Here is a 14,827-nt window from a genome sequence, read left to right as displayed (position 1 = left end):
ATGCCGCGGCTCGCGGACTGTCACCGCCGGTTCGGATTCTCACCGACCCCGGAGCACGTTGATGCTCTCGAGTCTACTCAACGTCCCCGACGCGAGTTCATTCCATGTGTTCGCATGAAACGCTCCGTCACGCAGCAGGCAGGTCACTCGGTCAGCGCGCGTGCGACCGCCTCGTCGACGACGAGCTCGGTCGCAAGGCCGGCCGCGAGGGCTCCCCGCAGGCTGGCGAGCTTGGAGACCCCCGACACGACGCAGAGTCGTCGCGGCACCGCGCGCAGCACATCGAACCGCGGTCCGGTGGCGCGTTCGTTGAGCGGGATGCCGTCGCTCGAGCCGTCGGCACGGAAGAAGACCGTCGCCACGTCGCCGACGACGCCCTCGGCCTCGAGCGACGCGAGCTCCTGCGCCTCGAGGTATCCGCCCGAGTAGACGTGGCTGGGCACACGCGAGTCGGCGGAGCCGGTGCTGAACACCACGAGGTCCATGGCCGCCTGCATCGCGAGAATGCGCCGCGTGCTGCGCTCCCGCCACATCGCGCTCTTCGTGCGCGGGTCGTCGAAGAACGCGGGCACCGGGAACTGCTGCGCACTGCCGCCGTAGGCCGCGGCGAACCGGCTCAGGATCTCGCTCGCGTAGAGAAGGCCCGTCGTGTGCGTGTTGCCCGATCCGTTCAACTGCACGAACGTCGTGCCGTGCGCCGGCTTCGGCGCGAGCCGCCGGCTGATCGCTGCCGTCGTCGACCCCCAGGCGACGCCGATCGTCATACCCTCGCCGACGAGGTCTCCCAGCAGGTGGGCCGCGGCGACCGAGACGCGTTCGAGGCGCTCCACCTCGTTCGCGTCGTCCGGGACGGGAACGACGTGGGCGGCCACGCCGAAGCGCTCGGCCAGGTGCTCCTCGAGCAGCTGTGGCGCCGCGAACGGGGAGCGGATGCGGATGTCGACGATGCCGGTGGCGCGCGCCTGCGTGAGCAGCCGCGAGACCGTCGATCGCGACGTGCCCAGTTCGCGCGCGATCGCCTCCATGGTGCGGTCCTGCACGTAATAGAGGTGCGCGGCGGTCAGTGCCCGCTGAACCGTGCGGGCGTCGAGGATCTCTTCCACGTACCCATCGTTGCACATATGTGCATTCGACCTGCAAGGACGTCCAGCGATGCCATCATGGATGGACAGCCGGACGAACACGACGGGGGACGACGATGGGCTCACGCACCGCACCAGGATTCGACGCACTGGCCGAGCGCCCCTACGCCGACGTCCTGATCGTCGGCGGGGGCATCAACGGGCTCGCCACGTTCCGTGACCTCGCGATGCAAGGCGTAGACGTCGCCCTCGTCGAGCGCGACGACTTCATCAGCGGGGCGTCGGCGGCGTCATCCCACATGATCCACGGCGGCATCCGCTACCTCGAGAACGGCGAGTTCCGGCTGGTGCACGAGGCCGTCACCGAGCGCAACGCACTGCTGCGCATCGCCCCGCATTACGTGCGTCCGCTGCAGACCACCATCCCGATCTTCTCGACATTCTCGGGTGTGCTGAGCGCGCCGCTGCGGTTCCTGCGGCACGGCGGCGGGAAGCACACCGAACGCGGGGCGGCGCTGATCAAGATCGGCCTCGTGATCTACGACTCGTTCTCGCGCGGCGGCGGTCGCGTGCCGCGGCACGCCTTCCGCGGCCGCAAGCGCTCGCTGCAGGAGCTTCCCGCACTGAACCCCGACGTGAAGTACACCGCGACCTACTGGGACGCCTCGCTCCACGACCCCGAGCGGCTCGCGATCGACGTGCTCCGCGACGGCCGCCGGGCGGGTGGCGACCAGGCGCGCGCCGCGAACTACACAGCCGCGGTCGGGGTCCAGGACGGCCGCGTCGTGCTGCGCGACATGGTGTCGGGTGAGGAGCTGCCGTTCGCGGCATCCGTCGTCATCAACGCGTCCGGGCCGTGGACCGACCTCACCAACCTCGCCCTCGGCGACCCCACGAGCTACATGGGCGGCACCAAGGGCTCGCACATCGTGCTGGACAACCCCGAACTGCTCGCGGCGACCGGCGGGCGCGAGCTGTTCTTCGAGAACGCCGACGGCCGGATCGTGCTGATCTACCCGCTCAAGGGTCGCGTGCTCGTCGGCACCACCGACCTCGAGCACCGCATGGGCGACCCGATCGTGTGCACCGAGGACGAGGTGGACTACTTCATCGACCTCATCGGGCAGGTGCTGCCGGCGATCGGGGTGGACCGCTCGCAGATCGTCTACCGCTTCTCGGGCGTGCGCCCCCTGCCCGGCCACGGCGACCTCGCACCCGGATTCGTGTCGCGCGACTACCGCGTCGAGGCTGCGCCGCTGGTGGGAGGGGATGCCACGGTGCTGAGCCTCGTCGGCGGCAAGTGGACCACGTTCCGTGCGTCGGCCGAGCACCTCGCGGACCGCGCTCTCGAGTTGCTCGCGCGTCCGCGCCGGCGGTCGACCAAGGGCGTCGCCATCGGCGGCGGCAGCGGCTTCCCGACCACCGAGCGTGCCCGGCAGCAGTGGATCGCCGGGCATGCCGACGGGCTGCCCCCCGCTCGCGTCGCCACGCTGCTCGACCGGTACGGCACGGTGGCGGCGGACCTCGTCGCGGCGATCATCGACGACGCGGACGACACGGCGCTCGTGCACACCCCCGGCTACAGCAGCGCCGAGCTGCGCCACCTCGCGCTGACGGAGGACGCTGTGCACCTCGACGACCTGCTCATGCGGCGCACGAGCATCGCCTTCGTGGGCGGCGCGACCGAGGACGCCGTCGGCGAGATCGCTGCGGTCGTCGCGCCGGTGCTCGGGTGGGATGCCGCGCACACGGCGGCAGAGGTCGAGCGCGCGATCGCGAAGGTGCACGCGGCCGATCCGTCGTGGGCCGAGGCATCCGCCACCCCGCGATAACCTGACCGCAGCCGGACGCACGCGAGCACGCGCCGGCGATGCACGCGGGCGGTGCCGCCCGTGAGGAAGGAGCCGGCGTTGGCCGACCACGTTCTGGCGATCGATCAGGGCACGACCTCGACCCGGGCCATCGTGTTCGACTCGTCGGGGGCCGTCGTGTCGGTCGCCCAGCGAGAGCACGAGCAGATCTTCCCCCGCGCGGGGTGGGTCGAGCACGACCCCGTCGAGATCTGGACCAACACCGAATGGGTGATCGCTTCGTGCCTGTCGCGGGCGCGGGTCGCGGCATCCGATATCGCCGCCGTCGGCGTGACCAACCAGCGCGAGACTGCGATCGTGTGGGACCGCCGCACCGGACGCCCCGTGCACAACGCCCTGGTGTGGCAGGACACCCGCACGCAGCCTCGCATCGACGAGCTCATCCGGACGGGCGACGCGGGCGCTGCGGGTTCGAGTTCGGGCGAGGCTTCGGGCGAGGGCTCGGGCGAGGGCGCTTACCGCTTCGCCGAGACCACCGGGCTGCCGCTCGCGACGTACTTCTCGGCCTCGAAGGTCGCATGGATCCTCGACCACGTGCCGGGTGCGCGTGAAGACGCGGAGGCCGGTCACCTCGTGTTCGGCACGCCCGACACGTGGGTCATCTGGAACCTGACGGGCGGGGCTCGTGGCGGCATCCATGTGACCGATGTCACGAACGCCTCGCGCACGCTGCTGATGGACCTGCGCACGCTCGGCTGGTCCGACGATCTGCTCGCGGTATGGGGCATCCCGCGCTCGATGATGCCCGAGATCCGCTCGTCGTCCGAGGTCGTCGGCACCTCACAGCTGCCCGACGTCCTGCACGGCACGCCGATCGCCGGCATCCTGGGCGATCAGCAGGCCGCGACATTCGGGCAGGCGGCCTTCGATGCAGGCGAGTCGAAGAACACCTACGGCACCGGCAACTTCCTGCTGGTCAACACCGGTACCGAGATCGTGCGCTCCGGCAGCGGGCTGATCACGACCGTCGCGTACCGCTGCGGCGACGAACCGGCGCGGTACGCGCTCGAGGGGTCGATCGCCGTGACCGGATCGCTCGTGCAGTGGCTGCGCGACAACCTCGGCATCATCCAGCGCTCGGAAGACGTCGAATCGCTGGCCGCCACCGTCGACGACAACGGCGGCGCGTACTTCGTGCCCGCGTTCTCGGGTCTGTACGCGCCGTATTGGCGCCCCGACGCGCGCGGCGCACTCGTGGGCATGACCCGCTACGTCAACAAAGGCCATATCGCCCGCGCCGCCCTCGAGTCGACCGCGTTCCAGACGCGCGACGTCATCGAGGCGGTGGTCGCCGACACCGGCCGGGGGCTCGACGAACTGCGCGTCGACGGCGGTATGACGCGGAACGACGCGCTCATGCAGTTCCAGGCGGACATCCTCGGCATCCCGGTCGTGCGCCCGAAGGTCGTCGAGACCACGGCGCTCGGCGCGGCGTACGCGGCCGGGCTGGCGACGGGCGTGTGGAACACGCGCGACTCGCTGCGCGCCCACTGGCAGGAGGACGTGCGCTTCGAGCCCCGGATGACCGAAGACGAGCGCGAGCGCCGCTACCGCCTGTGGAAGAAGGCGGTGTCGAAGTCGCTCGACTGGGTCGACGACGACGCCCGCACGCTCATGGGCACGACCAACGGCTGATCACTTGAGCAGGCGCGACAGGCGACAGACGGTGCGCGTTCCCTGCCCGGCTACTTGAGCAGGCGCGACAGCCGCCGGTCCGCGAGGATCTTTCCGCCGGTCTGACACGTCGGGCAGTACTCGAGCGAGTTGTCGGCGAAGAACACGCTGCGCACCTCGTCACCGCACACCGGGCACGTCTCACCCCGTCGTCCGTGTACCTTCATGCCGCGACGCTTGGCATCCTTCAGCTCGGCAGGGGGCTTGCCGGAGGCCTCGGCCACCGCCTCGGCGAGGGTGTCGGTCATCGCCTGGAACAGGCGGTCGATGTCTGCGTCGTCGAGGCTCGACGCCAGGGCGTACGGCGACATCTTCGCGGCGTGCAGGATCTCGTCGGAGTAGGCGTTTCCGACGCCGGCGATCGTGGCCTGGTCGCGCAGCACGCCTTTGATCTGCGTGCGGCGGCCAGCGAGCAGGCCGGCGAGCGTCTCGCGCGTGAATGAGGGGTCGAGCGGGTCGGGCCCCAGCCGGGCGACGCCGGGGACGTCGGCCGGGTCGCGCACGACGTAGACGGCGAGCGACTTCTTCGTGCCCGCCTCGGTGAGGTCGAAGCCCGAGCCGTCGGAGAGGGCGACGCGCAGGGCGATCGGCGTCTTGCCGGGGCGGATGAGCGTCGTCGGCAGCTGGTCGTAGAACCTCAGCCACCCCGCCTTGGCGAGGTGGAAGACGAGATGGGGTGCGGCATCCGTCCCCGTCGTCGCCAGGTCGACGAACTTGCCGTGGCGCGCGACCCCGGCGATGCGGGCGCCGGTGAGGGCGTCGACCGGGGGGTCGTAGGTCTTCAGCGCCGCGATGTTCGCCACCGAGACGCGCGTGACCTCGAGTCCGGTCACGCGTCCGCGAAGGAACTCGACGAGACCCTGCACCTCGGGCATCTCGGGCATGGGGACATCCTGCCACGGGCGGCCGACGGGCGGGCCGGGGCTTGACGCCGACGCGCGGGGCTCGACGCTCGTCGCCGAGGAACGGCGTGGGTGATCGGCGCCACTCGTCTCGGACCGGCGTGCGTGCTCGGCGCTACTCGTCGAGGACCGGCCAGGGCTGCGGCATCCGCTCGTCCGTTCTGAGCAGTGCGGCGATCCAGCCGTCGTCGCGGTACTTCGCGTTCGCGAGCGCCTGGCGCAGCAGTCCCTCGTAGCGGAAGCCGAGGGTGCGGGCGACCCGCGCAGAGGCGATGTTGCCGACCACCGCGCGCCATTCGATGCGCGTCAGATCGAGGCCATCGGCGGCGAAGCCCCAGTCGATCACCGCGTTCGCGGCCTCGGCCAGCCGCCCGCCGCCGCGCGCCCACGGCGCCATCCAGAACCCGATCTCGCCGCTGCCGATGCCGTCGACGCGGTACATGCCGATCGTGCCGACGAGGGCGCCCTGCTCGCGCACGGCCCACGTCAGGTTCTTGCCCGCCTCCCAGTCCCGGGGCACCTGCGCGACGAAGCCCTCGGCGTGCGCGCGCTCATAGGGCACCGGCACGGGCGTGTAGCGCTGGATGCCGGCGTCCTGACAGGCCTCGAGGATGGCGTCGACGTCGGCCCCGGTCGGCAGCGACAGCTCGAGCCGCGCCGTGCGCAGCGTCACCGGTTCCATTGGCTCAGGCTACCCGCGGGCGGGGGTGACCGGTGTCTGTACGGGGACGGCGAGCTCCCACTCCGCCTGGATTGCGTCCCGGAGCCGGTTTCGAGGTCGATCGCGGCATCCGGCGCGATCGAGGCGGAGTTGCGGCACGGTGAGGTCGTCGCCGTTCCTCCCCAGCGACCCGCAGCGGCTGTCGGCGCACAGTACAGCGCTGGGTGACCGACGTTGCCGGCGCGGAGCCTCAGAGTCGCGACATGCTGAAGGAGCACGAGGTTGCCACCCGAGCCGAGCTGGCTGCACGGGGGATAACCCGTCGGAAGCTGTCTCGCGCCCTTGCCTCAGGCGAGATCGTTCGTGTGCGGCGCGACCGGTACGTGGCGGCCACCATGCCGGCGGACGCTGTGCAGGCGATCCGCGTCGGGGGCCGGCTCGCATGCCTGTCGGTTCTGCGCATGCTCGACGTGTTCGTGTTCCGGTGCGACCGCGTGCATCTTCATGTGCTGCGCGGCGCAAGCCGGCTACGCTCGCCGCTCGACCGGGCCGAGTGTCTGCCGTGCCGGTCGGAGCGAACCGTGCGCCTGCACTGGATGCCCCTCATACGTCCCGAGTCGGCATCGACCTCGCGTGTCGGAATCGTCGATGCGCTCGCGCAGTCGGTGCTGTGCCAGCTGCCCCGGCACGCGGTGGCGACGCTCGACAGCGCGCTGAACAAGCGGCTGATCGCACCGCGGCAGCTGGCGGAGGTGTTCGCTGCGCTGCCCCCTCGCTTCGCGGCGCTTCTGCCGATGGTGGACGGACGCGCGGAGTCGGGGCCGGAGACACTGGTGCGGCTCATGCTGCTCGCGCTCGGGTGCATCGTGGACCTGCAGGTGACGTTCGACGGGATCGGCCGGGTCGACATGGTCGTGGATGGATGGCTCGTCGTCGAGTGCGACAGCAAAGCGTTTCACGCGGGCTGGAAGCAGCAGCTGAATGACCGTCGACGGGATGCCGCGCTCGCGGCTCTCGGCTTCGTCACCCTCCGGCTGACCGCCGAGGACATCATGTACAACCCCCAGTTCGTGCTCGCCGCCGTGAAGGGGCTGCTGGCGTCGCGGTTGGCCCGACACGCGGTGCTGTAACTCCGCCCGCAGGGCGAAGTGTGCCGCAACCCCACCGGCAGGGCGAGGTGCGCCGTAACTCCGCCCGCCCGCCGCCGGAGCCGGGGCATCGGCCTGCAGCTCCGGGCTGCGCGTTCCAAGTCACGGCGGCGCAGGCGGAACTGAGGGACGCGACCGCGCTATCCCACCCGGACGCGGCGGGCCGGGGATCGGTGCGGCGGGAAGCCCGACACGACGTACAGGCGGAGTTACCGCACGCTCCGAGGCCGCACAGCCCGAAACCGGAGCCCGAGCCGCCCTCAGACCCGGCGGAGGAGGCCGACTCTGTCGTAGACGTCGCCGAGCGTGCGGTCGGCGACCTCGTCGGCCTTCGCGGCGTTCGAAGCGAGCACCCGGTCGAGCTCCGCCGGATCGTCGAGCATGTCGAGGGCGCGCTGGCGTACCGGACCGAACTCCTCGACCACGACCTCGGCGAGGCCCTTCTTGAAGTCGCCGTAGCCGCGGCCCGCGTACTCGTCCTCGAGGGCCGGGATCTGGCGCCCGGTGAGGGCGGCGTAGATCACGAGCAGGTTCGAGACGCCCGGCTTGTTCTCGCGGTCGTAGCGGACGGTGCCCTCACTGTCGGTGACGGCGCGCATGATCTTCTTCGCGTTCTTCGCCGGGTCGTCGAGCAGCCACAGCACGCCCGCGTCGGTCTCGGCCGACTTCGACATCTTGGCGGTCGGGTTCTGCAGGTCGTAGATGCGCGCGGTCTCCTTCTGAATCACGGGCATCGGCACCGTGAACGTCTCGCCGAAGCGGCTGTTGAACCGCTCGGCCAGATCGCGCGTCAGCTCGACGTGCTGCTTCTGGTCGTCGCCGACCGGCACGATGTCGGTCTGGTACAGCAGGATGTCGGCTGCCATCAGCACCGGGTAGGTGAAGAGGCCGACCGATGTGGCGTCGGCGCCGTAGCGCTGCGACTTGTCCTTGAACTGCGTCATGCGGCCGGCTTCGCCGAAACCGGTGATCGTCGAGAGGATCCAGGCGAGCTCGGCGTGTGCGCGCACGTGCGACTGCACGTACAGCGTCGACTTCGACGGCTCGATGCCGGCGGCGATGTACTGCGCGGCGGTGCGGCGCGTCTTCTCACGGAGGTGCTCCGGATCCTGCGCGACCGTGATCGCGTGGAGGTCGACAACGGAGAAGAACGCGTCGTACGCGAGCTGCAGGTCACGCCACTGCATGAGCGCCCCGATGTAGTTGCCGATCTGGAGGGAGTCGGCTGAGGGCTGCATGCCGGAGTACAGACGGGGTTTGCTCACCAGACAATCCTAGGGGCCGTCGTCGGCGGGCTTCCGGCAGCCGTCGGCGGAGCCGGCGAGCCACGACGACGGATGCCGCGGCCTGCGCCTCGTCAGACCCCGAGCGTGTAGTCGGCGACGACGGGGGAGTGGTCGCTCCACCGGGTGTCCCAGGAGGGCGCCCGGACGACCTGATAGTTCGTCGCGCGAGCTGCCAGCGCGGGGGTGGCGAGGTGGTAGTCGATCCGCCAGCCGCTGTCGTTGTCGAACGCGCGTCCGCGCATCGACCACCACGTGTACGGACCGTCGACGTCGCCGTGCGCGACGCGTCCGACGTCGACCCAGCCGAGGCCGGTACCCGTGGTTCCGTCCACGGCCGTGACCTGCTCGCCCGCGGCGCCGAGGAACCGGTCGAAGTACGCACGCTCGCGGGGGAGGAAGCCGGCCTTCTTGACGTTGCCCTTCCAATTGCGGATGTCGAGCTCGCGGTGGCCGACGTTGAGGTCGCCCATGATGAGCGCGAACGGGGACGCCTGCTCGAGCTGCGGCATCCGCTTCTCCATCGCATCGAGGAAGGCCCACTTGGCATCCTGCCGGGGCGTGTCGGCCTCGCCGGTGTGGACATACGCGCTCACGACCGTCAGGCGCTCGCCGTCGATGTCGAAGTCGGCCTCGATCCAGCGCCCGGCGGAGTCCAGCGGCTCGGGGCCGAGCACTCGGCGCACCTCGACGGCGGGCATGCGGGTCGCGACGGCGACACCCGCGCGTCCCTTGGCCAGCGCCTCGTCGTTGACGATCTCCCAGCCCGGAAGCACGGCCTGCATCTCATCGAGGGTCGCCCGCACCTCCTGCAGTGCGAGGACATCGACGTCGGCGGCGTCGAGCCACTCGATCATGCCCTTCCGGGTGGCGGCGCGAATGCCGTTGACGTTGACGGAGGCGATGCGAACTCGGCGGGGCACGCCCGCCAGCCTATCCGCGACCGCAGACACGATCGGCCGCGAAGCGACCCGTCCGGATCCGCGCTCAGGGAGGGCCCGGCTTCTCACCCTTCGCCGCGTCCGATGCCTTCGGAGAGCGCCTCGACGGCTTGCGCGGAACCTTCGGCGGCGGGGACGTCAGAGCCCTCGCCGCGTGTGGAGGAGGAGGTGGAGCGGATGCCTCGACCTGCCGCAGCTCCTCCGCCGCTTCGCGGACGGCACGGTCGGCGAAGGGACGGCGGAACCAGGATGCCTGCGCTCGCGCGTCCTTCGCGGTGCGCAGCCGCACGCGCGCCGCGAGGAGCAGCGCGGCATGCTCGGCCGCGATGCGCTCGGCTTCGGTCTGCGGAAGGATCGCGACGTCGCGGTCGCGGGCGGCGACGGCGACCCACGACGCGGCGACCAGCATGACGATGCCCATGAGCCGGAACCACAGCAGCATCCCGACGAAGAAGGCGAATCCTGCGAGCAGCGGATTCGACGGCGTGTAGCTCAGCAGCAGGCCCGCGCCGAGCTGCAGCAGCGAGAGCCCGATGCCGCCGATGATCGCGCCCGGCCAGATGCGCCGCCACGGCAGCTTCGTGCCGGTCAGGAACCGGAAGAGGCCGGCCAGCGCGGCCGACGTCACGGTGAATCCGATCAGCAGGGACCCGGCGCTGACGGTCAGCTCGGTGGCTCTGGTCGCCACCCCCCAGCCGATGAGCGACACCAGCCACTCGACAGCGTAGGCGCCGATCGTGCTCAGCGCGGCGCCGAGGATCAGCACGGCGCCGAACAGCAGCGCGGCGAGCAGATCGCGCGCTTTCAGCAGGAAGTAGCTGCGGCGGTCGGGCGGGATCGCGAACAGCTCGCGCACGGCGCGCCGCGTGTAGGTCACCCAGTCGATGGCCGTCCAGATGAGGACGCCGAGCGCGATGACGCCCGTCCAGCCGAGCACACCCGAGTTCTGGGAGGCGATCGCCTGCACCTGCTCCGGCGTCGCGAATGCGCTGTCCGGCGAGATGAGGTCGGGGATGTAGCTGTTGATCAGCGTGATGAGGGCGTTCACCGCCTCGGGGTTGCCGCCGAGCCACAGCCCCGTGATCGCGAACGCGAGGTAGATCGCGGCGAAGCACGCGAACAGCGCGACGTAGCTGACTCCGGCCGAGAGCAGGAAGCCGTTCTCGATGAGGAAGTTGCGCCAGACGCGCACGGGGAACCATGCCAGCGTCGCCTCGGTCAGCTGCGTAGCGCGACTGAGGGGAACATCGAACCGCTGCCGCAGGTGGGCTTCGGTCACCTCCCACCGCTCGCGCAGCGATTCCTCCTCGCGCTGGGCGGCGTCGGCCGCCGACTGCGCGTCCGGCGAGGGCGTCTGCGTCACGGTGTCAGATTAGCGACTGAGGCCGGTGCCGGTCGCCTGGGTGCCCGGCGATGCGACCTCTGCGACGTGCGAGGGGGAACGGAACCGCCGCACGGCCAGCAGGATCGCCGCGAGGGCGACGGCGGGGATCAGGAACGCAGGGCCGTAGCCGGTGACGTCGGCGAGCAGCCCCACGACGACCGCGCCCAGGATCGCGCCGGCGTAGTTGAACAGGTTCACGCGGGCGATGACCTGGTCGCTGTGTGCGGGGGAGAGCTCGCCGGCTGCGCCGAACGTCACCGGGATCAGCACGCCCGCGCTCACGCCCGCGAGCGCGAAGCCGATGATCGCCGCGACCGGGAGCGGCACCAGCGCGACCACGGCGCAGCCGATCGCCGACGTCACGGCGGCGATCGCGACGAGTCGCGGACGCCCGAGCGCCGGGATCAGGCGGTCGGTCACCAGCCGGGTGACCAGCACGACCGCCTGGTATGCCGCGTAGCCGAGCGGCGCGATCCACGCGAGCGTCTCGAGGTCGAGCTGGAGGTACTGGGTGCTCCAGGTGCTGACCGCCGAGTCGGCGATGAAGACCGCGAGGATGACCAGGCCGAAGATCCAGATCCCGGCGCGCGGCAGGTTCGCGCGCTCGCCGGGCGGCAGCGCCTCGTCGATCGGGACCTCACGGAGGAGGAATCGGATGCCGATCACGGCCGCGCCGAGGGCGATCACGGCCGCGCACATCAGCGCGATGCCGGCGGCCGTCGCGGTGAGGGCGACGGCGGAGACGAGGAGCGCGCCGGCGATCGCGGCGGCCGTCGCCGCGGCGAAGAACGAGCCGAGCAGGTGGCGCCCGTACGCGCGCTGCACCGCCACGCCCTGCATGGCGGCGGCGGCGTCGACGCAACCCAGGCCGACGCCGAACACGCCGAAGGCGCCGGCGAACACCGCGAACGGCGTCGGGAGAGCGATCACCGGCAGCGCGACGGCTTGGATGATCAGGCCGAGGGTCAGCGCGGTGCGGCTGCCCCACCGCACGGCGACCGCGTTGGCGATCACCGAGCCGAGGGCGGCCGCGACGGCCACGCCCAACACGAGGAGCGACACGATCGCGGCATCCCGGATGTCCTGTCGCTGCTGCAGCGCGGGCAGGGAGGTCACGATCACCGCGTAACCCAGGCCCTGCGCCACGTAGGCGGCCGTCACCGCACCGCGGGCGCGCCGGAGCGAAGGGTCGAGCGGAGCGGTCGGCGCGTCGTCGCGCAGGGGCTCTGTCACACAGGGAAGCCTAGGGGCGTCCGCGCAGAACCGCCTGCTTGACTTCGGCGATCGCCTTCGTCACCTCGATGCCACGCGGGCACGCCTCGGTGCAGTTGAAGGTCGTGCGGCAGCGCCACACACCCTCTTTGTCGTTGAGGATGTCGAGGCGGACGTCGCCGGCATCGTCGCGCGAGTCGAAGATGAACCGGTGCGCGTTGACGATCGCGGCCGGGCCGAAGTACTGGCCGTCGGTCCAGAAGACCGGGCACGACGAGGTGCACGCGGCGCACAGGATGCACTTGGTCGTGTCGTCGAAGACCTCGCGGTCGACGATCGACTGGATGCGCTCCTTGCCCGGCTCGGGCGTCGAGTTCGCGATGAGGAACGGCTGCACCTCGCGGTAGGAGGCGAAGAACGGCTCCATGTCGACGACGAGGTCCTTCTCGAGAGGCAGCCCCTTGATCGCCTCGACGTAGATCGGCTGCGAGATGTCGAGATCCTTGATCAGCGTCTTGCAGGCCAGGCGGTTGCGGCCGTTGATGCGCATCGCGTCGGAGCCGCAGATGCCGTGCGCGCACGAACGGCGGAAGGTCAGCGAGCCGTCGACCTCCCACTTGATCTTGTGCAGCGCGTCGAGGACGCGGTCGGTGGAGTACAGCTCGACGTCGTAGTCGACCCAGCGCGGCTCCTCGTCGACTTCGGGGTCGAAGCGACGGATGATGAACGTGACGAGGAACGACTGGATGCCGGTGTCTGCCGGTGTCTCGACCTGGGTGGGGGCGTCGGTGGACGCGTCCGCAGCGATGACGGTGGTCATCAGTACTTCCTCTCCATCGGCGGGTAGTTCAACTCGCCCTTGTCGTTCCGCGTGAAGACGACCGGTTTCCAGTCCAGCTCGATGTGGTCCTCGGCGTGGGACGAGTGCGGGTCGCCGGTGAGGTACGCCATCGTGTGCTGCATGTAGTTCTCGTCGTCGCGGTGCGGGAAGTCGTCGCGCATGTGGCCGCCGCGGCTCTCCTTGCGGTTGCGGGCGGTGACGACGACGACCTCGGCGATGTCGAGGAGGAACCCGAGCTCGACCGCCTCGAGCAGGTCGGTGTTGTACCGCTTGCCCTTGTCGTCGACGTGCACGTTCTTGAACCGCTCGCGCAGCTCTTCGATGACCTCGAGCACCTCGCCGAGAGACTCCTCGGTGCGGAACACCTGAGCCTTGCGGTCCATCTCATCCTGCAGCTGCTTGCGCAGGACGGCGATGCGCTCGGTGCCCTGGTTGTCGCGCAGCCCCTCGATGAGCCCGCGCACCTCGGCGGCGGGGTCGTCGGGCAGCGGGACGAAGTCGGCCGTCTTGACGTACTCGACGGCGTTGCGGCCGGCGCGCTTGCCGAAGACGTTGATGTCGAGCAGCGAGTTCGTGCCGAGGCGGTTCGACCCGTGCACCGACACGCACGCGCACTCCCCGGCGGCGTAGAGGCCGGGGACGACGGTCGTGTTGTCGCTCAGCACCTGTGCGTCGTTGTTCGTCGGGATGCCGCCCATGGCGTAGTGCGCCGTCGGCATGACCGGAACCGGCTCGACGACCGGGTCGACGCCCAGGTACGTGCGGGCGAACTCGGTGATGTCGGGGAGCTTCGTCTCGAGCACCTCGGCGCCGAGGTGCGTGCAGTCGAGCAGCACGTAGTCGCGATGCGGCCCTGCGCCACGGCCCTCGGCGACCTCCTGGACCATGCAGCGACTCACGATGTCGCGCGGGGCGAGGTCCTTGATCGTCGGGGCATAGCGCTCCATGAAGCGCTCACCCGAGGCGTTGCGCAGGATCGCGCCCTCACCGCGGGCGCCTTCGGTGAGCAGGATGCCGAGGCCGGCGAGACCGGTCGGGTGGAACTGGAAGAACTCCATGTCCTCGAGCGGCAGGCCCTTGCGCCAGATGATCCCGACGCCGTCGCCCGTGAGCGTGTGGGCGTTCGACGTCGTCTTGAAGATCTTGCCGAACCCGCCGGTGGCGAAGATGACGGCCTTCGAGTGGAAGACGTGCAGGTCACCGGTGGCCAGCTCGTAGGCGACCACGCCCGCGATCTCCGTCTTGCCGTCGGCATCCTTCACCGTGATCAGGTCGAGCACGTAGAACTCGTTGAAGAAGTTGATGCCGAGCTTGACGCAGTTCTGGAACAGCGTCTGGAGGATCATGTGTCCCGTGCGGTCGGCGGCGTAGCACGCGCGGCGCACCGGCGTCTTGCCGTGGTCGGCCGTGTGACCGCCGAAGCGGCGCTGGTCGATCTTGCCCTCGGGAGTGCGGTTGAACGGCAGACCCATGTTCTCGAGGTCGATGACCGCGTCGATCGCCTCTTTCGCGAGGATCTCGGCGGCGTCCTGGTCGACGAGGTAGTCGCCGCCCTTGACGGTGTCGAACGTGTGCCACTCCCACGAGTCCTCTTCGACGTTGGCGAGTGCGGCGGCCATGCCGCCCTGCGCCGCACCCGTGTGGGAACGCGTCGGATAGAGCTTCGAGATGACCGCCGTCCGGGCGCCCGGCCCTGCCTCGATCGCGGCTCGCATGCCGGCGCCGCCGGCGCCCACGATGACGATGTCGAACTGGTGGTAGTGGACGCCGTCCTTGACGTAGCTGTCCGGGGTCTGAGTGCTCACGTAAGAGTGCTTTCGTTCTCTGT

The 14,827-nt window shown here is 70.3% G+C and carries 12 protein-coding genes; 3 read left to right on the top strand and 9 right to left on the bottom strand.

Translation table 11 applies throughout. The features are described 5' to 3' along the window. Positions 1 to 143: 143 nt before the first annotated feature. On the bottom strand, positions 144 to 1,103 hold the full coding sequence (locus ACFC1W_RS14185) for a sugar-binding transcriptional regulator (protein WP_375993741.1): 960 nt from the start codon (positions 1,101 to 1,103) through the stop codon (positions 144 to 146). A gap of 95 nt (positions 1,104 to 1,198) precedes the next feature. Here ACFC1W_RS14185 and ACFC1W_RS14180 point away from each other — a divergent pair, with 95 nt between their 5' ends. Continuing rightward, complete coding sequence (locus ACFC1W_RS14180) at positions 1,199 to 2,914, top strand: glycerol-3-phosphate dehydrogenase/oxidase (RefSeq protein ID WP_375993739.1); 1,716 nt, start codon at positions 1,199 to 1,201, stop codon at positions 2,912 to 2,914. A 78-nt stretch (positions 2,915 to 2,992) separates the two neighbouring features. Beyond that, positions 2,993 to 4,588, top strand: coding sequence for a glycerol kinase GlpK (gene glpK, locus ACFC1W_RS14175; RefSeq protein WP_375993736.1), 1,596 nt, complete (start codon positions 2,993 to 2,995; stop codon positions 4,586 to 4,588). A gap of 50 nt (positions 4,589 to 4,638) precedes the next feature. Here the strand turns inward: glpK and ACFC1W_RS14170 are convergent, their stop codons facing one another. Both ACFC1W_RS14170 and ACFC1W_RS14165 read right to left on the bottom strand, forming a co-directional pair. Continuing rightward, a complete protein-coding gene (locus tag ACFC1W_RS14170) occupies positions 4,639 to 5,511 on the bottom strand; it encodes an Fpg/Nei family DNA glycosylase (protein WP_375993734.1) in 873 nt (290 codons plus the stop codon). 133 nt (positions 5,512 to 5,644) lie between these two features. Beyond that, a complete protein-coding gene (locus ACFC1W_RS14165) occupies positions 5,645 to 6,211 on the bottom strand; it encodes a GNAT family N-acetyltransferase (RefSeq protein ID WP_375993731.1) in 567 nt (188 codons plus the stop codon). Between the two features lie 242 nt (positions 6,212 to 6,453). Here ACFC1W_RS14165 and ACFC1W_RS14160 point away from each other — a divergent pair, with 242 nt between their 5' ends. Beyond that, positions 6,454 to 7,320 carry a type IV toxin-antitoxin system AbiEi family antitoxin domain-containing protein gene (locus ACFC1W_RS14160; protein ID WP_375993728.1) on the top strand — a complete coding sequence of 289 codons (867 nt, stop codon included), beginning with the start codon at positions 6,454 to 6,456 and terminating at the stop codon, positions 7,318 to 7,320. A gap of 278 nt (positions 7,321 to 7,598) precedes the next feature. On the opposite strand, the gene trpS is transcribed toward ACFC1W_RS14160, so the two are convergent. From trpS to sdhA, 6 genes are all read right to left on the bottom strand, one after another. Next, a complete protein-coding gene (gene trpS / locus ACFC1W_RS14155; protein WP_375993726.1) occupies positions 7,599 to 8,603 on the bottom strand; it encodes a tryptophan--tRNA ligase in 1,005 nt (334 codons plus the stop codon). A gap of 92 nt (positions 8,604 to 8,695) precedes the next feature. Further along, positions 8,696 to 9,544, bottom strand: coding sequence for an exodeoxyribonuclease III (locus tag ACFC1W_RS14150; RefSeq protein WP_375993724.1), 849 nt, complete (start codon positions 9,542 to 9,544; stop codon positions 8,696 to 8,698). A gap of 64 nt (positions 9,545 to 9,608) precedes the next feature. Next, entirely contained in the window at positions 9,609 to 10,925 is a 1,317-nt protein-coding gene (locus ACFC1W_RS14145) for a YihY/virulence factor BrkB family protein (protein WP_375993722.1), read from the bottom strand. A 9-nt stretch (positions 10,926 to 10,934) separates the two neighbouring features. Continuing rightward, positions 10,935 to 12,179 carry an MFS transporter gene (locus ACFC1W_RS14140; RefSeq protein WP_375993720.1) on the bottom strand — a complete coding sequence of 415 codons (1,245 nt, stop codon included), beginning with the start codon at positions 12,177 to 12,179 and terminating at the stop codon, positions 10,935 to 10,937. Between the two features lie 10 nt (positions 12,180 to 12,189). Continuing rightward, entirely contained in the window at positions 12,190 to 12,978 is a 789-nt protein-coding gene (locus ACFC1W_RS14135) for a succinate dehydrogenase iron-sulfur subunit (protein WP_241112422.1), read from the bottom strand. Next, complete coding sequence (gene sdhA, locus ACFC1W_RS14130) at positions 12,978 to 14,804, bottom strand: succinate dehydrogenase flavoprotein subunit (protein ID WP_375993718.1); 1,827 nt, start codon at positions 14,802 to 14,804, stop codon at positions 12,978 to 12,980. The genes ACFC1W_RS14135 and sdhA overlap by 1 nt, the downstream gene beginning before the upstream one ends. Positions 14,805 to 14,827: the final 23 nt, after the last annotated feature.

The sequence above is a fragment of the Microbacterium sp. NPDC056003 genome, from assembly GCF_042274785.1.
Lineage (GTDB): Bacteria > Actinomycetota > Actinomycetes > Actinomycetales > Microbacteriaceae > Microbacterium.
The sequence above is the reverse complement of the archived record's forward strand: the minus strand, read 5'-3'. Positions and strand labels throughout refer to the sequence as shown.

Excerpts from the sequence above, each read along its gene's own strand:
- ACFC1W_RS14180 (WP_375993739.1), top strand. The coding sequence starts at position 1,199 with ATGGGCTCACGCACCGCACCAGGATTCGACGCACTGGCCGAGCGCCCC.
- ACFC1W_RS14170 (WP_375993734.1), bottom strand. The coding sequence starts at position 5,511 with ATGCCCGAGATGCCCGAGGTGCAGGGTCTCGTCGAGTTCCTTCGCGGA.
- ACFC1W_RS14165 (WP_375993731.1), bottom strand. The coding sequence starts at position 6,211 with ATGGAACCGGTGACGCTGCGCACGGCGCGGCTCGAGCTGTCGCTGCCG.
- ACFC1W_RS14160 (WP_375993728.1), top strand. The coding sequence starts at position 6,454 with ATGCTGAAGGAGCACGAGGTTGCCACCCGAGCCGAGCTGGCTGCACGG.
- ACFC1W_RS14135 (WP_241112422.1), bottom strand. The coding sequence starts at position 12,978 with ATGACCACCGTCATCGCTGCGGACGCGTCCACCGACGCCCCCACCCAG.